This is a genomic window from Mesorhizobium sp. M1A.F.Ca.ET.072.01.1.1 (assembly GCF_004023325.1).
Taxonomy (GTDB): domain Bacteria; phylum Pseudomonadota; class Alphaproteobacteria; order Rhizobiales; family Rhizobiaceae; genus Mesorhizobium.
This window is the reverse complement of sequence record NZ_RZSF01000073.1, coordinates 1-22,828: the sequence shown is the minus strand read 5'-3', so window position 1 is coordinate 22,828 and position 22,828 is coordinate 1. Positions and strand designations below refer to the sequence as shown.

Annotated in this window: 21 protein-coding genes; 10 read left to right on the top strand and 11 right to left on the bottom strand. The window is 64.6% G+C overall.

Features of this window, described 5'->3' with window-relative positions:
* On the top strand, positions 1-807 hold an 807-nt coding region (locus EOA32_RS13260), incomplete at its 5' end, for an amidase family protein (RefSeq protein ID WP_245499260.1).
* 51 nt (positions 808-858) lie between these two features.
* Here the strand turns inward: EOA32_RS13260 and EOA32_RS13255 are convergent.
* The 3 genes from EOA32_RS13255 to EOA32_RS13245 all read right to left on the bottom strand — a co-directional run bounded on the left by EOA32_RS13255 (position 859) and on the right by EOA32_RS13245 (position 4,809).
* Positions 859-1,590: a DUF2270 domain-containing protein gene (locus tag EOA32_RS13255; protein WP_095832779.1), complete on the bottom strand. Its 732-nt coding sequence runs from the start codon at positions 1,588-1,590 to the stop codon at positions 859-861.
* 112 nt (positions 1,591-1,702) lie between these two features.
* The gene (locus EOA32_RS13250) at positions 1,703-3,268 is read right to left on the bottom strand and encodes an ABC transporter substrate-binding protein (protein ID WP_128371990.1); all 1,566 of its coding nucleotides are present in this window, start codon (positions 3,266-3,268) and stop codon (positions 1,703-1,705) included.
* Between the two features lie 17 nt (positions 3,269-3,285).
* The gene (locus EOA32_RS13245; protein ID WP_128371989.1) at positions 3,286-4,809 is read right to left on the bottom strand and encodes a sulfatase-like hydrolase/transferase; all 1,524 of its coding nucleotides are present in this window, start codon (positions 4,807-4,809) and stop codon (positions 3,286-3,288) included.
* Positions 4,810-4,918: 109 nt separating this feature from the next.
* Here EOA32_RS13245 and EOA32_RS13240 point away from each other — a divergent pair, with 109 nt between their 5' ends.
* Positions 4,919-5,812: a LysR substrate-binding domain-containing protein gene (locus EOA32_RS13240; protein WP_189407117.1), complete on the top strand. Its 894-nt coding sequence runs from the start codon at positions 4,919-4,921 to the stop codon at positions 5,810-5,812.
* 33 nt (positions 5,813-5,845) lie between these two features.
* Here the strand turns inward: EOA32_RS13240 and EOA32_RS13235 are convergent, their stop codons facing one another.
* Positions 5,846-6,034 carry a hypothetical protein gene (locus tag EOA32_RS13235; RefSeq protein ID WP_067322650.1) on the bottom strand — a complete coding sequence of 63 codons (189 nt, stop codon included), beginning with the start codon at positions 6,032-6,034 and terminating at the stop codon, positions 5,846-5,848.
* A 394-nt stretch (positions 6,035-6,428) separates the two neighbouring features.
* On the opposite strand from EOA32_RS13235, the gene EOA32_RS13230 reads away from it, so the two are divergent.
* Positions 6,429-8,738, top strand: coding sequence for a cation:proton antiporter (locus EOA32_RS13230; RefSeq protein WP_245499259.1), 2,310 nt, complete (start codon positions 6,429-6,431; stop codon positions 8,736-8,738).
* Positions 8,739-8,930: 192 nt separating this feature from the next.
* On the top strand, positions 8,931-9,227 hold the full coding sequence (locus EOA32_RS13225; protein ID WP_128371987.1) for a DUF1330 domain-containing protein: 297 nt from the start codon (positions 8,931-8,933) through the stop codon (positions 9,225-9,227).
* 26 nt (positions 9,228-9,253) lie between these two features.
* On the opposite strand, the gene EOA32_RS13220 is transcribed toward EOA32_RS13225, so the two are convergent.
* Positions 9,254-9,931, bottom strand: coding sequence for an ankyrin repeat domain-containing protein (locus tag EOA32_RS13220; protein WP_348632200.1), 678 nt, complete (start codon positions 9,929-9,931; stop codon positions 9,254-9,256).
* A 233-nt stretch (positions 9,932-10,164) separates the two neighbouring features.
* Positions 10,165-11,376 (bottom strand): MFS transporter, encoded by a 1,212-nt coding sequence (locus EOA32_RS13215; protein ID WP_067322465.1) that lies wholly within the window; start codon positions 11,374-11,376, stop codon positions 10,165-10,167.
* A gap of 325 nt (positions 11,377-11,701) precedes the next feature.
* Between EOA32_RS13215 and EOA32_RS13210 the strand changes: the two genes are divergently transcribed.
* Complete coding sequence (locus EOA32_RS13210; protein ID WP_128371985.1) at positions 11,702-12,121, top strand: VOC family protein; 420 nt, start codon at positions 11,702-11,704, stop codon at positions 12,119-12,121.
* 32 nt (positions 12,122-12,153) lie between these two features.
* Here the strand turns inward: EOA32_RS13210 and EOA32_RS13205 are convergent, their stop codons facing one another.
* The 5 genes from EOA32_RS13205 to EOA32_RS13185 form a co-directional block, all read right to left on the bottom strand.
* On the bottom strand, positions 12,154-13,047 hold the full coding sequence (locus EOA32_RS13205; RefSeq protein WP_067001185.1) for a carbohydrate ABC transporter permease: 894 nt from the start codon (positions 13,045-13,047) through the stop codon (positions 12,154-12,156).
* Position 13,048: 1 nt separating this feature from the next.
* Positions 13,049-13,987, bottom strand: a complete 939-nt coding sequence (locus EOA32_RS13200) for a sugar ABC transporter permease (protein ID WP_067001186.1) — start codon at positions 13,985-13,987, stop codon at positions 13,049-13,051.
* A gap of 107 nt (positions 13,988-14,094) precedes the next feature.
* Positions 14,095-15,420: an ABC transporter substrate-binding protein gene (locus tag EOA32_RS13195; protein ID WP_095801402.1), complete on the bottom strand. Its 1,326-nt coding sequence runs from the start codon at positions 15,418-15,420 to the stop codon at positions 14,095-14,097.
* Positions 15,421-15,456: 36 nt separating this feature from the next.
* Positions 15,457-16,536, bottom strand: coding sequence for a sn-glycerol-3-phosphate ABC transporter ATP-binding protein UgpC (gene ugpC, locus EOA32_RS13190; protein ID WP_128371984.1), 1,080 nt, complete (start codon positions 16,534-16,536; stop codon positions 15,457-15,459).
* Between the two features lie 469 nt (positions 16,537-17,005).
* Positions 17,006-17,605, bottom strand: coding sequence for a DUF922 domain-containing protein (locus tag EOA32_RS13185; protein WP_128371983.1), 600 nt, complete (start codon positions 17,603-17,605; stop codon positions 17,006-17,008).
* Between the two features lie 172 nt (positions 17,606-17,777).
* Here EOA32_RS13185 and EOA32_RS13180 point away from each other — a divergent pair, with 172 nt between their 5' ends.
* The 5 genes from EOA32_RS13180 to EOA32_RS13160 all read left to right on the top strand — a co-directional run.
* Positions 17,778-18,011: a hypothetical protein gene (locus EOA32_RS13180; RefSeq protein ID WP_067001193.1), complete on the top strand. Its 234-nt coding sequence runs from the start codon at positions 17,778-17,780 to the stop codon at positions 18,009-18,011.
* 233 nt (positions 18,012-18,244) lie between these two features.
* Positions 18,245-19,339 carry an NAD(P)/FAD-dependent oxidoreductase gene (locus tag EOA32_RS13175; RefSeq protein WP_128371982.1) on the top strand — a complete coding sequence of 365 codons (1,095 nt, stop codon included), beginning with the start codon at positions 18,245-18,247 and terminating at the stop codon, positions 19,337-19,339.
* A 232-nt stretch (positions 19,340-19,571) separates the two neighbouring features.
* On the top strand, positions 19,572-20,201 hold the full coding sequence (locus EOA32_RS13170; protein WP_128371981.1) for a glutathione S-transferase family protein: 630 nt from the start codon (positions 19,572-19,574) through the stop codon (positions 20,199-20,201).
* 128 nt (positions 20,202-20,329) lie between these two features.
* The gene (locus EOA32_RS13165; protein WP_128371980.1) at positions 20,330-21,373 is read left to right on the top strand and encodes a hypothetical protein; all 1,044 of its coding nucleotides are present in this window, start codon (positions 20,330-20,332) and stop codon (positions 21,371-21,373) included.
* Positions 21,364-22,828, top strand: a 1,465-nt coding sequence (locus EOA32_RS13160; RefSeq protein ID WP_128371979.1) for a CoF synthetase, incomplete at its 3' end; no start/stop codon positions are given. The genes EOA32_RS13165 and EOA32_RS13160, both read left to right, overlap by 10 nt.

The following is a 22,828-nucleotide window of genomic DNA, read 5'->3' as shown; positions in this document are numbered from 1 at the left end:
GTCTATGGCTTCAAGCCGACGCAGGCGACGGTGCCGATCACCGGCAGCTACGCCGATCCGCCCGACCTGCCGCGCAGCTTCCGCCTGCTGTTCGACATCGGGCCTTTGGCCCGCGACGTCGACGATCTCATCCTGGCGCACCGCATCATCGCCGGGGCCGACGGTCTCGACACCGAAGTGCCGCCGGTGGCGACGGACGAGGCGCCGGAGCCGCCGCTGGGGACGCTCAGGGTTGCCTTCGCGCCTGAATTTCCCGGAGTGCCGACGGCGCTCGACATCGCCGACGCGATCGCCGGCTTCGCGGGCGCCATCGAGGTCGGCGGCGCGCGGGTAGGGCAGGCATTGCCGCAGCACGATTTCGCGGCCGAGCGGGCGCTGTTTTCCGATCTCATCACCTGGTATTCGCAGGTCTTCCGGCAGCCGCGCGAAACCTCGCCCTCGCTGGCCGCCTATCTCGAGGCGCTCAACCGGCGCGATGAATTCATCGCTGCCTGGGAGCGCTTCTTCGACGGGTGGGACGTGCTGGTCTGTCCGGCGATGATGTGCACGGCCTTCCGCCACCGCGAAATGGGTGCGCCGATCCCCGTCGACGGCATCGAGACGCCCTACTGGAGCGGGCTCAGCCACGCCTGCCGCTTCAACCTGACCGGGCATCCGGCCGCCGTCATTCCGATCGGTGTCGACCGGGAGGGCCTGCCGATCGGCGCCCAGCTGGTCGGCCGCCGCCATTCGGACATGAAGCTGCTCGCCGTGGCGAAAGCGCTGGCGCGTCTCACCGACGGTTTCGTCAGGCCACCGGGATTGTGAGCGCGTGGAAACGGCGGGCTGCCAGAAAGACCAAGGGCCGCCGCCCCAGGCTTACACATGCACGTCGCCGAACGACAGTTCGCCGTCGTCGGCGCGCATCAGGAAGGCGGCGGCAAGCATCGCGAGATAGAATACGACGACGCCGCAGACCACCACGACGCCGGGGATGGGACCGAGCGTCGCCACGCGAAAGGTGTCGAGCAGCGAGGCGCTGAAGCCGATCGGCGAGCCTTCGCGCTGCAGGCTGGGCGTGGTGATCTTCAAGACCCAGGCAAGCATCAGGATCGTATACATGAAGACGTAGTTTCGGCGCAGCCTCCGGACCAGTGCCGCGCGCTGCGAGATGAGGAAGCGCGGCGAGCGCAGGCCTTCGCCGAGGATGGCCAGCCAGTTGGAGGCGAAGTCCGGCTGCGGCGAAAAAATCTGCGCGAAGTAATAGCGCTCGAACTGACGCACCCGCGCCCGATAGACGTCGAAGAACCGGTAGCGCCGCGCTTCGATCCATAGAAGCAGCGTGATGAGCAGCATGGCGAAGAGCAGCACGCCGTGATGCGCCGAGGGCGTCGACAGCGATACGGACAGCATCGCCGCCACCACGGTGATCGCCCAATTGCTGGTGCGGTCGAGCCGGTCGCGCCAGCCCGCCATGCGCGCGATCTCGGCGCGGTGGAAATGCGACATGGTGGTTGCGAATTCGGAGGAAGTGAGCTTCAGCGCGAATGCATCGGAGCCCCTTGGCGGCGCCGCTGCTTCGGCTGGCTTTACGGTCTGGACCTGCGACATCCCCTTGCCACGTGCCTCCCGCCGTGGCCGGCCGATTGAGCCGGCCACACCCCATATAGCACAATGTGGGGCCGGCAGAAATGTTCCTGCCGACGCGCTCCGGCGGAAGATCTTATGCGCTCAGCCAGACCCGTTCGGCCACGCGATGATCGCTGAGCAGGAAGTTGGGATTGGGAACGAATCCCTTCACCTCCTGGCGCGCCGCGTCGATCCAGCTGGCGAAGGCCGGGATGATGGTCGGGCACTCGTCATGGATCATCTGCTGCAGCTCGAAATAGACCTCGCGGCGTTTTGCCGGATCGGCCAATGAGCGCGACTCCGTCAGTCGTCTGTCGAAGCTGCCGTTCTTCCAATGCGTCTCGTTCCACGGCGCGCTCGAGGCGTAGACTGAGGAGAACATCATGCTCGCCGACGGCCGCCCGGCCCAGAAGGAAGCCACCCATGGCTTCTTCAGCCACACGTCGCTCCAGTAGCCGTCATCGGGCTCGCGCTTGACGCTGATGGTGATGCCGGCGAGCTTGGCCGATTGCGCGAAAAGCTCGGCCGTGTTGACCGCCTGCTCGAACGCCACGGGGGCGGCGTGCAGCTCGAGCCTAAGATCGCTCTTGCCGGCCCTCTTGAGGTGAAAACGGGCCTTGTCCGGATCGTAGCCGCGCTGCGCGATGTTCGGATTGAAGCTCGGATCGCTGGCAGCGATCGGATGGTCGTTGCCCACCCGTCCGAAGCCGGCCATCAGCAGCTTCACCATCTGCTCACGGTCGAGCGCGTGCTTGAGCGCCAGCACGACATCGGGGTTGTTGAACGGCTCCTTCGTGGCGTCCATCGGCAGCGAGAAATGCTGCTTGCCTTCGGTGACCAGCAAATAGGCGCGCGGGTCCTTCTTGAGCAGTGGAGCGATCTTGTAGTCGATGCCGTTGACGATGTGCACCGAGCCGCCTTGAAGAGCCGAGACGCGTGCCGCGGCGTCGTTGATCACCACCGACTCGACCGTATCGACATGGCCGCGATCGCTGCGCCAGTAGGTCTCGTTGCGGGCGGCCGTGGCGTGCACGCCGGGCTGGAAGGCGGTGAGCTTGAACGGACCGGTTCCGATCGCTTTCGACCAGTCGGCGAAGCCCGCCGGCACCATGGCGAAATGCAGATCCGACAGCACATAATCCATGTCGGGATTTGGCGATTTGAGCAGGATCTCGACTTGCGTCGGCGAGATGGCCCGCACTTCCGCGACGTCGGCGACCAGCCCTTTGGCCTTCGACTTGGTCTTGTCGCCGATATGCAGGCCAAGCGAGTATTTGACGTCGTCGGCGTCAAACGTCTTGCCGTTGTGAAACTGCACGCCCGGCCTGAGATTGAGGATCCAGCGCTTGTTGCCGTCGCTGGCTTCCCAGCTTGCCGCGAGCTCCGGCGCCGGCTTGCCGTCATCGCCGATCTCCACCAGCGTGTTGTAGACCTGCCGCGACACGTTGATGGAAAAAGTGCCGATCAGTTGCGTCGGGTCCAGCGTGTCGGCGGAGCTGCCGCCGTTGAGGCCAAGGCGCAGCGCGCCGCCCTTGCGCGGCGCCTCGGCAAGGCCGGTATGTGGAAACGCCGCCGTGGCGAAGGCAGCCGCAGCGGCCGTCTTGATGAAGCTGCGGCGGTTCATGCTGTCCAGGCTCGAGAAGACGCTTCTGTCGTTCATGTCATTCTCCCATTGGTTCAGTAGGCGCCAAGGACTTCGTTGACCATCAGCGGCTGTGGCGGCAGCCGCCGGTCGAGAACCGCGCTCAGCGCGCGCGCCTGCGCGCCGAGTGCTCGCTCGGGAAATAGGTTCCAGTGCTCCCAGGGGTCTTCGCGAAGATCGAACAGCTCCCCCCAGGCCGGCTGGTTGGGATAGCGGGTGAACCGCCACTCCTTGGAGATGATCGACTGGTTGTAGAGGCAGGGGTCACGTCGCGGATGATATTCACCGAACAGGAAGTCGCGGACGTCGGCGACCCGGCCGTCGATCAGCGGCTTGAGATCGGTGCCGTCGGTCGCGGGCGCCGGCAGGCCGAGCAGCGATGCGATGGTCGCGAACAGGTCGAGGTGGCTGGTCAGCGCATCGAGGCTTGTTCCGGCGCGGATGCCTGGACCGCTAAGGACCAGCGGGACCTGCAGCAGTTGTCGGTAGGGCGGCGGCCCCTTGCGCAGCAGCCCGTGGTCGCCGAGCAACTCGCCATGATCGGCGGTAAACAGCAGGAAGCTGTCATCGAGCACGCCAACGTCGTCCAGGGCCGCGAGCAGCCGCCCGACGGCATCGTCGATCATCTGGATCATGCCATGCGTGTGGGCGATTGCGATGGCCAGCGTTTCGTCGGAGATATCGTCGGTGCGCAGGAGGAAGCCCTGCTCGCGCGGCTGCTCGCCGGAGGCGATGTAGGGCACTTTCGTCGGATCGTCGCCTTCGCCGAGATAGGCCGGCATCCGCTCCAACTCGCCCGCCCGGATGGTCGGCGTGGGCATTTGCTCCGGTCGGAACAGGTCGCAATAGGGCCGGGGCGGGGCGAAGGGGTGGTGCGGGTCCGGAAACGAGACGAACAGGCCGAACGGCTCTGCCTGCTTGCCCTGGCGCTCGATGAAGTCGATCGCCCGATCCGCGATCCAACTGGTGTAGTGCAACTCGGGCGGCACCGCGCTTTTCCAGACTTCGTTCAGATCCTGCGCCCGGCTGTCGGGACTGGCGTCGGGCTCGTAGAGGTCCACCACTTCGGGGTGGTTGCGCTTGAGCCAGGCGGCGTAGTGGCCGGCGCGAGTGGCTTCGTTGGCTTCGCCCATGACGAGGTCGACGGCATCGAAGCCGAAATAGGGACCGTGCCAGTCCTCGCAGCCCGGCCTTTCCCAATAGGCAAGCGATTCCGGCATGTCGCGTTCGACGGGCGCGAGCAGTGGCTGAAAGTGCAGCTTTCCGACGCCTTTTGTGGCGTATCCGGCAAGCGACAGCGCCTGCCACAGATTAGGGAGCCGATCGTCGAGCGCCACGCCATTGCGCCACAATCCGTGATGGCGTGGATAGAGCCCTGTTGCCATGGTCGCTCGGCTTGGCGAGCAAATCTGGTTAGGCGTGAAGTGCCGATGGAAGGTTGCGCCGCGCGCGGCGATGCGGTCGATGTTTGCGGTATGGGCGACGCGGTTGCCGGTGACCGAGAGCGCGTCGTAGCGCATCTGGTCGGCACAGATGAAGATGACATTGGCTCGCTTCACGACGGCTCCGTCAGTTTCTGCCAAGCTTGCAGCTAGGGCCCGAAACGCAGCGAAATCAAAGATCAAGATTTTGGTCCGGTATGTGCTAATCCTATACCGGGAGGAAGAGATGCGTTTTTCCGGGCTCAGCGTTCGTCAACTGGAGGCCTTCGAGGCAACGATGGTGGCCGGCTCCGTGTCGGGCGCTGCGATCGCGCTCAACGTCTCGCAGCCGAGCGTCAGCCGGCTGCTGCAGGAGCTGGAGATCGATACCGGCCTCAGCCTGTTCGATCGCTCGCACGGTCGGCTCGTTCCGACCGAGCAGGGCCTGCTGTTCTACGGCGAGGTCGGCAAGACGTTTCATGGCGCGCGCAACCTCATGATGGCGGCGCAGGAGATCAGGGAACTGAAGCGCGGCGTCGTGCGGATCGGGACGCTGGCGGCGATGTCCTTCAAGATCGTGCCGGATGCGATCCAGCAGCTTCGGACGCGCTTTCCGGAGGCAAGGACCACCATCGCGGTGCGCAGCTCGACGGAGATCGTCTCCTCCGTCGCCTCGCGCCTGACCGACGTCGGCCTGGTGGACGCGGGCGTTTCTTTCCTGGACGCCAAATGCGTCGCCACTTTCGAACGCAATAGCGTCTGTGTCATGGACCAGAAGCATCCGCTCGCCGAGAGCGAAGGCGTCCGGCTGGAGGATTTTTCCCGCTATCCTTTCGTGTCGCTGGGCGAGCTCTATTTCCGGCGCAGCCGCGACGGCGCGAGGCTACTCGAAGTGACCGCGGCCAACACCGTCGCCGACATCTTCCAGTCGTTCTTGGCCTGCGCGCTGGTCAGGGGGGGCCCTTCGCTGGCTGTGGTCGATCCGTTCACTGCGGGCTTCTATTCCGAGTTCGGACTGGCACTCAGGCCAATCCAGTTCGACATTCCGTTTCGCATCTCGATCATCGTCAATGATCGGTCGGCGACGGGGGCGGCGGCCGGCAAGGTCATCGAGGCGATGACCGATCTGATCGGCCGTTAATCATCATTGCCGGCCGCCGGTCATGGATGCTTCCTATCGCTGAGCGGCTGATATCGGAAACGGCACCACTTCGGCCTCGGGCCGGGCATAGAGGGCGGTCGCGACCGCCTCGATCACAAGGTCGAGCGCCGCAAGCGCCGTGCGGCTGGTCTCGTCGTCGCCGCGCAGATAATGGCAGGCCCTGTCGAGGTGCAGGTGGGCGGCGGCAAAGTCGCTTTTCATTAGCTTCTCCTTATTGCCCCGCCGTGCCGCGACCATGCGTGAGTCGCTTTACCGACAAGCAAAGATGGGCGGCAGCATTTGAATCGAATTGTACGCGACGTCGAAGCTGCTTGAGAGAGGCGGGCGGAGCCGGAACTGCCCGATCCCTCCGCGCCTGTGAGGAGGATGTCCGGCAGGGTAGAGGAGGCGCTGTCCCGCCGGCATCCCAGCCCTTGCAGGCACCTCCATCACGGTTAAAAGTGGCCTGCTTTGGAGATAGGTTGAATCGACGTTGGTCCTCCACGGCGCCCCCTCCGTCCTGCCGGACACCGCCCCCACAACGGGAGAGAGTGGCAGTTCCACCGCCGTGCAACCGATGCATGTGCGAAACCGTTATGGCGAGGATAATCGAGGGGTGCGGCAATTGTCCTTCATGCCCAACCGGCGCCGGCCGGTTTCTCTCGCGCTTGCCGCGGCGGCGCTTGCATCGATGCCGGCCGCCGCCTTCGCCGCCGAAAAAACCGGCATGTCGAGCGAAGGCATCTTCGTTCTCGAAGTCATTTTGCTGCTCGTCGTCGGCCGAGGCATCGGCGAATTGCTGGAGCGCCTCGGCCAGCCGGCGGTGATGGGACAGCTGATCGGCGGCATCCTGCTCGGGCCCTCGCTGCTCGGCTGGCTGTGGCCCGCGGCCGAGCGGCTGGTCTTTGCCGGCGATGCCGCGCAGAAGTCGATGATCAACGCCATCGCCCAGTTCGGCGTGCTGATGCTTCTGCTGCTGACCGGCATGGAGACGGACCTGAGGCTGGTGCGCCGGGTCGGCCGCGCGTGCTTTTCCATCTCCGCCACCGGCGTCGCCGTGCCCTTCGCGCTCGGCTTCGTGGCGGCGCAGTTCATGCCGGCCTCGCTGCTCGCCACCGGCAGCGAGCGCATCGTCTCCGGCCTGTTCCTCGGCACCGCGCTTTCGATCTCCTCGGTCAAGATCGTCGCCATGGTGGTGCGCGAGATGAACTTCATGCGCCGCGACCTCGGCCAGATCATCGTCTCCTCGGCCATCATCGAGGACACGATCGGCTGGGTGATCATCGCCATCACCATCGGCATCGCCACGCATGGCCGCATCGAGCTCGCCAGCCTCGCTTTCACGCTCGCCGGCGTCGCCGCCTTCATGGCCTTTTCCTTCACGCTCGGCCGCCGCATCGTCTTCGACGCCATCCGCTGGACCAACGACACCTTCCGCTCGGAATACGCGGTGGTCACCGTCATCCTCGCCATCATGGGCGGCATGGCGCTGGTCACCGACCTGATCGGCGTGCATACGGTGCTTGGTGCCTTCGTCGCCGGCATATTGGTCGGCGAGTCGCCGATCCTGTCGCGCCACATCGAGGGGCAATTGCGCGGCGTGATCACGGCACTCTTCATGCCGGTGTTCTTCGGCGTCGCCGGTCTCTCGGCCGACCTGACAGTGCTCGTCGATCCCGAGCTTGCACTGCTCACCGTGGCGCTGGTGGCGATCGCCAGCCTCGGCAAGTTCGGCGGCGCCTTCATCGGCGCGGAGGCCGCGGGCATGAGCCGCAGCGAGGGCATCGCCGTCGGCTGCGGCATGAATGCGCGGGGCTCGACCGAGGTCATCGTCGCCTCGATCGGTCTGTCGATCGGCGTGATCTCGCACACGCTTTTCACCATGATCGTCACCATGGCCGTCATAACCACCTTGGTCATGCCGCCGACGCTGCGCTGGGCGCTGGGGCGGCTGCCGATGGGGGAGGCGGAAAAGAAAAGGCTGGAGCGCGAGGAGGTCGACCAGCGCGGCTTCATCACCAATCTGGAGCGGCTGCTGGTGGTGGTCGACGAGGGCGTCGTCGGCCGCTTCGCCGCCTACCTCGCCGGTGTCATCGGAGCCGGCAAGCCGACGACCGTGCTCCGTACAAGCGGCGAAAGCGAGGCCGACCCCGTCGAGGCGGCGCATCTGGACGAGATCGAAAAGGGCGCTGAGCAGGGCCGCGAGGCGGCGAAGGAAGCCGACGAGGAGCCCGCGCATGAAGCCCCACTCACGCGCCGCCCGCACGACGCTCCGCTCTCCGCCGAGGCGGTCGCCAAGGAGGCGCGCAAGGGCTACGGCATGCTGCTCATCGGCCTCGGCCGAGCGGTGACCGCGAAGGGCGGCTTCTCGCGCCGGCTGAACGAGGTCGCCGGCGCTTTCGAGGGCCCGCTCTGCCTGGTGCTGAAGCCGGCCGGCGCCGGCCGGCAGATGCCGCGCCTTGGGCCGGGATCCGGCAGGATCCTGGTGCCGGTCAACGGCACGGCGAATGCACGCCGCGGCGCGGAACTTGCGTTTGCCGTCGCCTCGGTCACCGGCGCGCCGGTCAAGGTCCTCTATGTCGCGCGTCCGGGTCGCGACGAACCGCGCGACACCGTCTCGCATCGCCGCAGGGAGGCTGTGCTGAAGGACATTGTCGCGCTTGCCGACCGTTATGGCGTCGAGATCGAGACGGCCATCCGCTCGAGGGCCGCCGCCGCCGATGCCATTGCACGTCAGGCGGGCAGGAACGTGGCGCTGATCGTCATGGGCGTGGCGCGGCGGCCGGGCGAGGAGCTCATCTTCGGCGAGACGACGAGCGGCGTGCTGCAGCGCTGCCCGTGTCCGGTGATGCTGATCTCCGACGCGCGGCTGCGCCGCGACGACGAGCTCAGGGAGACGCTGCGTTCGGGAACGGGCACGGGGTGAGGGCCTGGCTTTTCCTCGCGAAGCAGTAAGCGAGAGGAGCCCGCCAAAGCCTGGCTGCGCTCCGGGCTATTGCCGGCGGTCTGCATGGGTAGCGCCGCGGCGACGATTGCGCCCGTTTTTGCCGGGTTGAAGCTTCAATATGAGTGTCTACTAATATATCGTGGAGGAACGATCAGAAACGGGAGAGCGACGATGGCCGCCTATCTGATTGCCGATGTAGACATTACCGACATGGCCGTGTTCGACGAATACAGGCGCGAAGTCCCCGCGACCGAGGCCCGCTATGGCGGGCACTATCTGGCGCGGGGCGGTGCGACCAGGGTGTTCGAGGGCGACTGGGAACCGCACCGCCTGGTCATTATCGAGTTTCCCGACATGGCTTCGCTCACCGCCTGGTACGACTCGCCGGAATATGCGCGGCTCAAGGAAATCCGATTCCGCTGCGCCCGCACACGCATAATAGCTCTCGAAGGGGTGCCGCCGGCCTGACGGTTCCAACAGCTGACGGCCGCGCTTCACTTGCCTTCGAAAAAGCGATGGATCGCGGCGTCCAGCTTGCCGATGAGCTCGGCGTTGCGCGTGCTGCCGGCCCAGATCAGTGCATTGAGCCGCATGTCCTTGTTGAGGAAGTTCACCTTGCGGGATTCCAGCAGATATTGCGCGACTTCGAAGTGGCGTCCCTTGATCGCCTCGATGAGCGCGCTGTTGCGTCCCGTCTTGTCGGCGAGATTGACGTCGGCGCCATGCTCGACCAGCAGCTTGACGATAGCTAGATGCCCGTTCCTTGCGGCTTCGATGAGCGGCGTCCTGCCGTAATAGTCGGCGCGGGCGTCGATATCGATCTGCGGATGCTTCATCAGCGCCCGGATACAGGCGAGGTGACCCCTGGCCGCCGCCAGGCTCAATGGTGTGCTCTTCCATTTGTTTCTGCAGTTCACGTCGACCGCCGGGTGGCCGATCAAGGTTTCGAGCACGGCGGTGCGGCCGTTATGCGCGGCGAGGTGCAGGCTTGACCAGCCGTCTTCATCGGTCTGGTTGATATCCGCGCCCGCCGCGAGCTCCGCGCGCGAGGCTTCGGCATCGCCGCTCTCGGCCGCGACCAGCAAGCGGGACCAATTCCTTGTTTCTGCGGCTTCCAGGCCTGTGTCCACTGCAATATCCCCGACCACGGATCGCGCCGGCCCGGCCGGCATTCAGATGCAGCGTCTTCTCGCGCGGAGAGTTTCACACTCGCCGTCATCGGGCAATGGATTTCGCGTCGGCGGTGCGGGCAATCTACCCTCGAGGGGAGATGCCCGGCAGGGCAGGTCCTGGCGCGTGGATCGTCGGCACCCCATGCGACAGAGAGGGGTCGGCGCTTCACGCGCGGCGACCCCCTGTGTTGCCTTCGGCGACATCTCCCCCTCAAGGAGGGAGATTCATCGCGCTATGCCATCTGCAGCCGCTGCCGGCTTGGCTGCGGCGGAAAGGCGATCGCGATGCCGGCGGCGCCCAGGCCGACCAGCGCCGAGCCGATGAACAGCCAGGAATAGCTGGCATAGGCGTCGTAGATCATGCCGCCGGCGAGCGGGCCGAACGACATGCCGAGGCTGGAGAGCATGGTGGCGGCGCCGAACACCGTGCCGATGATGCGCGGCCCGAAATATTCGCGTGCCAGCACCGCATAGAGCGGCATGACGCCGCCGTAGGTGGCGCCGAAGATGACAGCCAGGACGTAGAACTGCTCGAGCCGGCCGACCGCGAGATAGGCGGCGATCACGGCGGCCTGGATGGCAAGGCCGGTGATCAGCACCGGCTTGACCCCCAGCCGGTCGCCGAGCACGCCGTAGAGCAGGCGTCCGCCAAGGCCGGCAAGGCCCTCGACGCTATAGATCGAGACGGCAGCCATCGGCGCAACGCCGCAGGCCATCGCATAGCTGACCATGTGGAAGATCGGCCCCGAATGCGCCGCGCAGCAGGCGAAGAAGGTCATGCCCAGAACCAGGAACTGCGGCGAGCGCAGCGCCTGGCCGACGCTCATGCCGGGGTCGTCGGCGGCACGCGCCGGCATGCCGCCGTCGGCCGCCGCGCCGGCCGCCGGCGGCTGGCGTACCAGGAAGACGGCGGGCAGCAGGAGCACCCAGGCCATGACGCCGATGTCGAACATGGCGGTCCGCCAGTCATAGGCCGAGATCAGCCATCGGGCGAAGGGCGAGATGGTCATCGGCGCCACTCCCATGCCGGCCGAAACCAGCGACACGGCAAGGCTGCGGTTGGTGTCGAACCAGGCGGTGGTGAGCGCGATCATCGGCGCGAAGAACGCGCTGGCCGCCAGCCCGACGATCACGCCGTAGCTGAGCTGGAAGATCAGCAGCGAGTTGGCGCGGCTCGCCACCACCAGCGCCAGCCCGAGCAGCACCGCGCCGGCAAGCACGACGGGGCGGGCACCGACGCGGTCATAGATCGCGCCCCAGGCGAAGCCGCCGACGCCCATCACCAGAAAATTCAGCGTCATGGCGCTGGAAATGCCGGCGCGCGACCAGCCGGTGTCGATCGACATCGGCTCGAGAAAGATCGCCAGCGAGAACATCGCGCCGAGCGCCACACAGGTCATCAGCGCGCCGGCCGCGACGATGACCCAACGATAGGAAGGATTCATGATTTTCTCCCATGCCCTGAGGCATCCTGTTTGATGCGGCACGGTTTTTCCAGGTCCATCGCGCCGCTTGCGTCCGAAGGACGCCGCGGCAGACACCGATCCTACAATCTGGTTGCATTTTTTATCCGGATTTTTGGGGATGTTGGCCGATCGCCTTGTGCTGGCGTTCCTTCACACCCCCTCTGTCCTACCGGACAGTCCGGTAGGACAGAGGGGGGTGCCTCGCGCCGACCCTCTCTAACTGTCAGCAGTCTTCCGCACCCACATTGACCGCGCATCAGGCCCTTCTAGATTGAGCCGCAGCAATCGGGAGGAGGCAAACGCCATGCAACTCTACCGCGGCCGGCTCATCGACCACCTTCATCTGGTAGTGCGCGACGTCAAGGCGAGCCGGCGTTTCTACGGCGCGGTGCTCGAGGTGCTGGGCGTCCCGATCGGCGGCGAGGCCGAGGATTATTTCTGGGCGGACGAACTGTTCGTTTCCAGCGCCGATAGCCGCGCGGCCCAGGGCGTGCTCACCGGCCGTCACCATCTCGCCTTCCAGGCCAAGGACCGCGCCATGGTCGACGCCTTCTACCACGCGGGCCTCGCCGCCGGCGGCAAGAACAACGGCGCCCCGGGCGAGCGCCCCTACCACCCCGGCTACTACGCCGCCTTCCTGCTCGACCCCGACGGCAGCAACATCGAGGCGGTGTTTCATGGCGAGGCGAAGCGCAGTGCGCCGGCGGTGGAGATCAGTTTTTAGCGCGGCGGCGGGCGCCGTTATGCATGCGGACGCTATTCCTTTACCGCGCCCGTCATCGATGAGACGTAGTGCTCGACGAAGAACGAATAAAGCACCACCACCGGAAGCGAGCCGATCAGCGCGCCCGCCATCAGCGCTCCCCATTCATAAACGTCCGAGCGGACGAGCTCGGTGAGCACGCCGACTGGCACCGTCTTCTTCTCCGACGACTGGATGAAGGTCAGCGCGTAGATGAATTCGTTCCAGGACAGCGTGAAGGCGAATATGCCGGCCGAGATCAGACCGGGCACCGAAAGCGGCAGCACGATCTTGGTCAGGATCTGCCAGCGGGTGGCGCCGTCGATCAACGCGCATTCCTCCAATTCGAAGGGGATCGAACGGAAGTAGCCCATCAACAGCCAAGTGCAGAACGGGATCAGGAAGGTCGGGTAGGTGAGGATCAGCGCGAAGGGCGTGTCGTAGAGACCGAGGTTGAACACCATCACCGACAGCGGGATGAACAGGATCGAGGGCGGCACCAGATAGGCGAGGAAGACGGCAAGGCCGACCTGCCGGGCGCCGGAAAACCGCAGCCGCTCGATCGCGTAGGCGGCGAGCACCGCAGCCGCCAGCGACAGGAAGGTGGCCGCCGTCGATATGATCACCGTGTTGAGCAGCCAGCCGGGATAGGAGGTCTCCAGGAGCAAATAGCGTATGTGCTCCAGCGTCGGATGCACGACCCAGAACGGATTGTAGTTCACATAATCGGTCATCTCGACATTGGGCTTAACCGCCGTGATCGTCATCCAATAGAATGGAAACAGCAGCACGATGAGAAACACCAGCAGCGGCAGATAGACCGTGACCACCCGGCGCGGCAGGCTCTGCAGGTAGCCCATGCCGCCTTCGTCGGTGTCCAGGCGCTCGACTTCTCTGATCGCGGCCATATCAGTCTCCGCCGCCTTGCTGCCACCTGCGCCGTTGCAGGCCGAAATAGCTGAACAGGATTGCCGCCAGCAGGAAGGGGATCATGGCGACGGCGATTGCCGCGCCTTCGCCGAGCTGGCCGCCGGCAATGCCGCGCTGGAAGGACAATGTCGCCATCAGGTGGGTGGCGTTCACCGGCCCGCCGCGGGTCAGCACATAGATCAGCTGGAAATCGGTGAAGGTGAAGAGCACCGAGAAGGTCATGGTGATGGCGATGATCGGCGTCAAAAGCGGCAGCGTCACATGGCGAAACAACTGCCAACGGCTGGCGCCGTCGAGCGTGGCGGCTTCATAGAGCGACTGCGGGATGGTCTGCAGGCCGGCAAGCAGCGTGATGGCGACGAACGGGATGCCGCGCCAGACATTGGCCGCAATGACCGAAGCGCGCGCGTTGGTCGGATCGCCGAGGAAGTTAATGCGGTGGTCGATCAGCCCCATCTGCTGCAGCGCCCAGGACAGGATCGAGAACTGCGAGTCGTAGATCCACCAGAAGGCGATGGCCGACAGCACCGTCGGCACCACCCAGGGCAGCAGCACCACCGCGCGGAAGAACGACTTGAAGGGCAGCTTCTCGTTGAGGATGAGAGCCAGCCAGAGGCCGAGCACGAATTTCAGGATCGAAGCGCTGACCGTGTAGAGCACGGTGTTGAAGACCGACAGCCAGAACACGCTGTCGCTCCAGAGATATTCATAGTTCTCGACGCCGATATAGATGCCGGGCCGACCGATGCGCGTGTCGGTGAAGCCAAGCCAGACGCCGAGTCCCAGCGGATAGGTGAGAAAGACCAGGAGCAGCGCCGCCGCCGGCAGCATGAAGCCGAGACCAAGAGTGTTCCGGCTCTCGGCAAGTCGCGAAAGCATCGACGGACGCCGCTGAACGGCAACGGATGGCACGGCCATGGGCGCGAATTCCTCGCAAGATGCGGTGGAGTGGTGGTGGCCGCGTGGTCCTTCCGTGCCCCGGAAGATCCCGACGCGGCCACCCTTGCTTCAGGTGCCCGGCAGGATCAGACGCGATAATAGCGGTTGGCGCGCTTTTCGGCCTCTTCCATCGCCTCTTGCGGTGTCGCCTGTCCTGTCACCGCCTTGGCGAACATGTCGACCAGCACATAATCGGCCATGGTCGCGGCCGAGGCATAGCCGAGGGGTCCGGCATAGCCGTTGGGTCGCAGCGTCGCCGAGGCTTTCGCGTAAGCGGCATTGTTCGGGTCGGCCTTCCACACCGGATTGTTGTCGAAAGCCTTCAGCGTCTGGCAGCAATAGCCGGCCGACGACGTGATCCAGTCCGACATCTGCGGGTCCTCGAACATGAACTGCAGATAGGCTTTGGCCGCGTTGGGGTAGGGCGTGTAGTTGAAGATGACGGCCGTGGTCACCTGGAACAGCTCGACCGATTTCCCGACCGGACCGATCGGCAGATTGGTGGTGCGGATGTCCTTGGCTATTTCGGCCAGCTTCGGGTCGTTGTCCTTGTTGACCTTGGCGGTGTTGTAGGCCGAGATGCCGTTGGCGATCACGCTTATTTCGCCGGCCAGGAAGGCGCGGTTGTTGTTGACGTCGAGCCAGCTTTCGGTGCCGGGGATGAAGGTCTTGTAGAGCTCCTGCGCATACTGGATCGCCTTGAGCGTCTCGGGGCTGTTGATCGTCACCTTGCCGGCTTCGTCGACCATCTGGCCGCCATGGCTCCATAGCAGCCAATGCGCATAGTTGTTGCCGTCGCCGACGCCGTGGCCATGAGTGAACCCGGCCGGATGGCCCTTTGCCTTGAGCGCCTTGCAGAGCTCGAGGAAACCCGCCGTGTCCTTCGGGAATTCCGAGAAGCCGGCCTCCTTCACCCAGCTTTCGCGATAGACGATGGCGTTGCCGATGGTGGCGAGCGGCAGGCCGAGGAACTTGCCCTCGCGCGTCGCATACTGCTTCGGGCCGTCGTGCCAGCCGCCATACTTCTTGCCGAGATGGTCGCCGAGTTCGGTCACGTCGAGCAGCTTGTCTGGATATTGGTGCGGGTCGTCGAACCAGACGAACATCAGGTCGGGACCGGAGCCGACATTGGCGGCGACGGCCGCCTTGGGCCGGATGTCTTCCCAGCTCTCCTTGTCGACGCGCACCTCCACGCCCGTCGCCTCGGTGAACCGCTTCGTATTCTTCAGCCATTGGTCCTCGTCGCCCTGCACGAAAGGCGACCAGCGCAGCAGCCGGAGCTTGGCGCCTTCCTCCGGCTTGTAGGTGAGGCCCTCCTGGGCGAAGGCGCTCGAGCCGACGAAGCGGCTGCCCAAGGCTCCGGCGGCCGCGCCGGCGGTCGTGCGGATCACGTCGCGTCTGGTGAACTTCATGCTCGTCTCCTCCTGTGGGTTTCCTCGTTGCGTGGTCTATGGCGCCGCTTCGATCCGCTGGCCCGTTTCGCCGTGAAACAGATGAATGGGGCCGGGTTCCACCGACAACCGGATGGTTTCTCCCGACGCGAAGGAATGGCGTTCGCGGAAATTGGCGACAATATCCTCTCCGCCCGCGGTCCGGCCGATGATCTGCACTTCCGAGCCGGTCGGCTCGATCACCACCACGGTGACCGGAATGCCGTCCTCGGCCAGCCGCAGATGCTCGGGCCGAACGCCGAGCACGACGGCTTCGCCGTTGCCGATCGCGGGTGGTTTCGACAGAGGCACGGAGACGCCACCCGCGCCCCGGAACGACGACGGCGCGCCGTCATTGGCGAATGTGCCCTTGAGCAGGTTCATGGCCGGCGAGCCGATGAAGCTCGCGACGAAGAGGTTGTTCGGCCGGTCGTAGAGCTCGAGCGGCGGCCCGATCTGCTCGACGAGGCCGTCATGCATGACGACGATCTTGTCGGCCATCGTCATGGCCTCGATCTGGTCGTGCGTGACATAGATCGTCGTCGTCTTCAGTCGCTGGTGCAGTTCCTTGATCTCGGCGCGCATCTGGACCCTCAGCTTGGCGTCAAGGTTGCTGAGCGGCTCGTCGAACAAAAACACCTGCGGATTGCGCACGATCGCCCGGCCCATGGCGACGCGCTGCCGCTGGCCGCCCGAAAGCTGGCGCGGATAACGCGACAGAAGCGGCACCAGCCCGAGGATCTCGGCCGCCCGCTTCACCCCGGCATCGCTCTCCGCCTTGGCCACTCCCTTCAGCATGAGCGAGAACGCCATGTTTTCGGCAACGGTCATGTGCGGATAGAGCGCGTAGTTCTGGAAGACCATGGCCACGTCGCGCTCCTTCGGCGCAACATCGTTGACGACACGGCTGCCGATCGAAATATGGCCGCGGGAGATTTTTTCCAGCCCGGCAATCATCCGCAGAAGCGTCGATTTTCCGCAGCCCGACGGCCCGACCAGCGTGACGAACTCGCCGTCCTCTATGTCGACGCTGACGCCGTGCAGGATCTGGGTGGCTCCGAACGACTTGTAGACATCGCCAATCGCGACAGACGCCATCGAACTCCTCCCGATGGTCCCTGCGGGTTTCGCGGGGAGCCGTTTCCAATCAAGGTGTGGCTGAAACGGATGCCGGCAAGCATCCACCACTGGCGTCGGCGACGTTTGCCCCAGCTCCCCCCGGGTCACGCGACTGTGAAACGGTAGCGCTACCAAACCCGCCTGTAAAGCTGCGGCGCATGCCCTTAGACTTTCGTCTCAAAGGGCAAATGAGCCAGCCTGCCGTGAGCTAAGTCAATCCAGGGCTGTGCCGGATGGCCACTAATCAGGTCGGCGAAGAAGGCTGAATGCGCATTAGCAAGTACTAAGGTGTAGATTTCAACCTAGCCGAGAAAGAGCCGACAGTTCCCGTTTCCGCGCAGACGGGATTGGCAGCTGTCCCATTCGAGATGCGGTAATGCTGATAGCGGTGCTTCCGGTGTGGCCCTGCTGCCACCGCGGGAAGGGCGCAGCCGCTCCTTGGCCGTGTTCACCCGCCGATCAGAAACGCCGCAATCAGCTTCTGCAAGTTCCCGCCCGGACCGAACTCGACCTTGTCGAAGTCGCGGCTGGCCCGGCGCTGCGCCTTGGAAAGCTGGTCGAGATAATTCGTCAGCTCCGCCCTGATCTTGGTGCAGCCGGGGTCGTCGGCAACGGTGAGGCCGGTGCTGAAGGCAACGATCTTGTCCACCATGTCGACGATGCCGGCGCCGTGGACCTTCTCGTGTGCGGCGAGGCCGGCGGCAAACGCGTCCCACCGCGCCTGCACGGCGGGGGCAAGTTTTGCGGCGGGCTTGGGCAACGTGTAGGTGATGATCAGCTTCGGGCGAGCGGTCTTCAGCACGCAGGCGCCGCCGTCAGTCTGATAATCGCGCTGCCAGGTCAGCTTGAAGTTGGTCTGCGCGATTGCCCGCCGCCCGTTGCCGGCCGAGTCCCTGCCGATCACAGGGCCTTTCTCGCCGATCGAGACATAGAGCGCCTCCACGCTTTGTCCTGAGATCGCATAGGTCTCGACCTTCTCGCTCGGCTTCCATTGGGCGAGGGCCGGTGAGGAGAGCAGCAGGGCGGAAAGCAGCAAGACGGATTTCATGAGGACTCGGCAGAATTCCGGGACGAGCCTCCGTGCATAGCGGTTGTCGGGGCAAGAGCAAAGCCGGCGCGGCGCTTTCTTCCGCAAGGCGGAGACAACGCGCCGGCGCCGTCGGAACCCGCTCCACCCGTCCGCCGTTTCCTTGTCATCGTTCTGCCCCAGGGAGACAAGGATGACCCGCAACGAGATCATTTCCGTTCTTGGCCCTGTCGACGAGGCCGTCATCGCCGACGTCGCGCTCACCGGCGCCAGCCTCGAGGAATTGCGCGAGGCCTTCGCCTGGATCGGCGCCGACGAGGCGCTGATGAACGAGGGTCGCGCGATGCCGGGCGCCAGGGTAGCGCGGCTGATCGAGATTCTCGAACCGCCCGAGGACGAGGCCGAAGCGCCGAGCGGGACGGAGTAGAGCGCGAATCCTGATCTCCCCCCTTGAGGCCTGAGGGGTCATCTCACGCAGATCGCCGACGTTGTATTCCTCCGCGCAACGCGCCGGCACTTCACGCGCAGCGATCGCTCCGTCGCCTTCGGCGACAGATACTTCGCTCGGTGCACCTTGTCCCGCAAGGCTAGGTGACTCCCCTACTTGCTCCTCCGACACCTCGGGCATAGCTTCTTCCCGCCTTGGGGGAGGAGGCTACCTTGGACACCAATGTCGTCATTGTCGGCGCGGGACCGGCGGGGCTGGCTGTCGGGGCCTGCCTGAAGCGGGCCGGAGTCGATTTCATCATCCTCGAAAAGGCGAGCGAGCTGGCGCCGGCCTGGCGGCGGCATTACCGGCGGCTGCACCTGCACACGGTGAAGTCCTTCTCGTCACTCCCTTTCGTGCCGTTCCCGAAAAGCCACCCTCGCTACGTTCCGCGTGAAAAAGTGGTTGCCTATCTCGATGCCTATGCCGCGCGTTTCAGCCTGGAGCCGCGCTTCGGCGTCACGGTGAAATCGATCCGCCGGGCGGGCGAAAAAGTCGTGGTCGAGACCGATGCCGGTCCTTTCAACGTCCGCAAGATCGTGATCGCCACCGGCAACAATGCCGAGCCGATAACGCCGGCCTTCGCCGGCATCGAAACCTTCAAGGGAGAGGTGCTGCACAGCGCCGCCTACACCGAGGCCACGACCTATACGGCCAAGAACGTGCTGGTCGTCGGCATGGGCAACACCGGCGCCGAGATCGCGCTCGATCTTGCCGAGAGTGGCGCGCATCCGACGATCTCGGTGCGCAAGGGCGTCCACATCGTGCCGCGCCAGCTCTTCGGCGTGCCGATCCAGATGGTCGGCATCGCCAGCCGGCCGATGCCGCGGGCGCTGAACGACTGGATGTTCCCGAAAATCCTCGACCTTGCGCTGGGCAGGCTGGAGAGATACGGCATCGTCAGGCCGAAGGAAGGCATCCTCAAGCAGATCGACGCCGGCCGCATTCCGGTCATCGATGTCGGCACTGTAGCGGCGATCAAGGCGGGCAGGATCGGCATTCTCCCCGATATCGTCCGCTTCACCGAGGACGGCGCAACATTCGCCGGCGGGCAGGAACAAAACTTCGACGCCGTAATCTTCGCCACCGGCTACCGTCCTGGCTATGACGGCATCCTGCCGGCGGAGCTGCGGCCGGGGAAGAGTGGAGTGAATCCACGGGCGACGGCGCTGGGTGTCTACCTCGTCGGCTTCTACAATCCGGTCACCGGCCTGCTGCGCGAGATCGGCATCGAGGCGCAGGCGGTGGCGAGGGATATCGCGGGGTGAGGCGTGGCGGAACTGCCGATCTCCCCCCTTGAGGGAGAGATGGTCGGAAGACCAGAGGGGGTCGCAGCGCCTTACGCAGTCCGCCACGAACACGACGCTGGCGATTTACGGGAGACGACCCCCTCTGTCGCCTTCGGCGACATCTCCCCTCAAAGGGGGGAGATTAAGGCGCATAAATCGGGTGGCATCCGCGTATGCCCCATGCGAAGCCTGGCCAAGGAGGGACGCAGCCATGCTCACGCTCTACGATTATCTGCCGTCGCAAAATGCCTGGAAGGTTCGCGTCCTGCTCGGCCTGCTCGGCATCGCTTATGAAACGCGCATTGTCTCGATCTTCGAGGGCGAGAGCCGCACGGAAGCCTTCCTGAAGCTCAATCCGGCCGGCGCCGTTCCCGTGCTCGCCGTGGAGAATGGGGCGGCGATCGCCGAATCCAACGCCATTCTCACCTGTGTCGCGGAGGGGACGCCCTACCTGCCGGCGGTCCGGCTCACGCGCGCCAAGGCCATGCAGTGGCTGTTCTTCGAGCAGTACTATGTCGAGCCGGTCATCGGCTCGCTGCGCTTCTGGTCGCTGACCGGGCGGCTGGAGCGCAATCAGCCGCTGGTGGCCGGCAAGCGTGAGGCGGGCGCCCGCGCGCTTGACGCTCTCGAGCGCGGCCTGCAGGACACGCCGTTCCTTGTCGGCGGCTCACTCACCATCGCCGACATCGCCGTCTATGCCTACGGCCATCGCGCCGAGGATTGCGGCTTTTCGCTTGCCGACTATCCGGCGGTCAGCGCCTGGATCGATCGGGTGAGCGGGACGATCGGCTCAGGCTACCCCGTGCATCCCTACAGCATCGACCCGCATTCGGGCGGCTGATGGGCACGAAACGGGGTCTGCCCCGGAATGATGTAGGGTGTTTCAAAAGTATTCATTAGCCATTTGAACTTACCGTCTCGTATTGTTTGTTTGCTATTGCCTGGTCGAAATTGGCGGAGCGCAATAGCGTGCAGGAAGACGACGCGAAGTCATCGGAACAATGGCGCAAGATTGCCCGCTATGCGGTGAGCTGCCCCAGCCCGCACAACACGCAGCCTTTCCGGCTCCGTATCCTAAACGATCGCGAGGCGGAGATCGTGTTCCTGCCGCGGCGTGGACTTTATGTGGCCGACCCGGAGGGCCGCTTCACTTGGCTCACCGCTGGCATCTTTGCCGAGATATGTTCAATCGCAGCGCATGGCCTGGGCTTCGAGCTCGACTGCGCAACCGACTTCTCTCCGATGTACAAGGGTGGCGACACCCAGACGCCCCAGGTCATATCGAGGCTGACGCTGCGCCCGGCGATCGCGCCGATTGCGGATTTCGATCCCCGGCTGATCCTCGACCGCCACACCTCCCGGCTTCCCTATGACGGTCGCGCGATCCCGCAGACGCTGCTTGGCGAGATACAGGCCGAAGCCCTTCGAACCGGCCATCGCTTCGAGGCGCGCAACGACGCCGAGGCGATCGGCTGGGTGATCGAGCTCAATCGCCAGGCGCTTTTCCACGACATGGAGAACGTGCCCATCCGCAAGGAGCTGGTACGGTGGCTGCGTTTCGGCACGCGCGAGGAAGACATCACCGGCGACGGCCTCTCGGCGCGCTGCCTCGGCTTCTCGGCGTTTCTCCTCAAAAGCTTCTTCACCAGGCCTGGCTTCTGGACTCTGCCCGGCATCAAGAGCCTCGTGGGCCTCATCTACGGCCGCAGCATGAAGGGCGTCGGCACCATCGGCTGGCTGCGCGGTCCTTACGTCACCATGGAGGACTGGTTTCGTGCCGGCACGACCATGTTCCGGCTGTGGCTCATCGTTACTCGCCATGGCTATTACTGGCAGCCTTATGGCTCGGTCATCACCTCAGACGAGGCGCGCACCAACATGATCGGCTATTTCAAGATGCCGGACGAAAAAGGAGGCGCCGACATGGTCTGGCTGCTGCTCCGGCTGGGCAAGAGCCAGCCGCCGCCGCTGAGCTATCGGCTCCCCTACGAGGACATCATCCTATGCGGCTGATCAAGCGGGCGGTACGGCCCTTCTTCCTTGCGCTTGTCGCGCTGGTCAACGTCGTCGAGCGGGCATTCGCGTCTTCGCGGCATGCTTACAAGATATTGCTCATTCCCGGCTTCGAGCGGCTGCGCTGGGGCATCGGCGCGTGGCGCGCCTGGGCGAATTTCTATCATGCCTACAGGCGGGTTCCGGCCTATCGCGACTATATCGACCGGCTCGGCGGCAAGCCCGAGATCATGCTCGATCATGTGACGAAGCCCGACCTCACTTCCATTCCGGAGATGGACAAGGAATCGTACGTCAAGAAGTATTCGCAGGAGGAACGTCTGCTGGATGGCAAGCTGCCGTCGATGGGCGTGATGGTCGACGAGTCCTCCGGCAGCAGTGGCATGCCGACCAGCTGGGTGCGCGGCAAGACCGAGCGGATGATCACCAAGCAGATGATGCAGATGACGTTCCTGCGCATCACCGGCGAGGACGAGACCCTGTTCATCCTCAATGCGTTCGCGCTCGGCGCGTGGGCGACAGGCATGAATGTGGCGATCTCGCTGACCGAGACGACAATCCTGAAATCGACGGGGCCGAACCTCGATAAGATCGTCAACACCATAAACGAGTTCGGGCCGCGCTTCCGCTATGTTGTGATGGGCTATCCGCCGTTCCTGAAGACGCTGGTCGACGACCCGCGTTTGGACTGGTCGAAATATACCATCGATGCGGCCTTCGGCGGCGAAGGCGTCTCGGAGAGCCTCCGTGGCTATCTCTTGAAGAAATTCCGGCGTGTGATCGGCAGCTACGGCGCCTCCGATCTTGAGGTCAACCTGGCGCTCGAAAGCGAACTCACCATCAACCTGCGCCGCGCGCTGCTCGGCGACGAGAGGCTGCGCAAGGCCATCGTGCGGACGGAATACGGCGTCACGCCGATGATCTTCCAGTACAATCCGCTGGCCTACTACCTGGAGGAGAACGCCAAGGGCGAATTGGTGGCAACCATTTCTCGGCCTTACAACATCTCGCCCAAGATCCGCTATAACATCCACGATCGCGGCCACGTGCTGCGCTTCAGCGAGTTGAAGCGCATCCTGCGCGAAGCCGGGCATAGCAACATTTTGAAGAACAGCGGCCGTATCCTCGACCTGCCGCTTTTGTTCATCTACGGCCGCTCCGATATGTCGATCGAGTATTACGGAGCCAAGGTCACGCCGGACAGCCTGCGAGAGATCCTGTTCGGCCTCGACGTGCTGGCGCCGGTACTGTCGACCTTTCGCCTCGTTTCCTACGAAGACGCCGCGCACAACAAGCGCATGGAGGTGGCGGTCGAACTGGTGGAGGGCGCGACGCTGCCGTTTCCCGCCGAGATGTTGCAGGAGACGGTGTTCGAGAAGCTGGCCGCCATGAACGGCGATTTTCTCAACGCCTGGAAGCGGACGGCCACTGCCGACAACATGCCCGAGCTAAGGG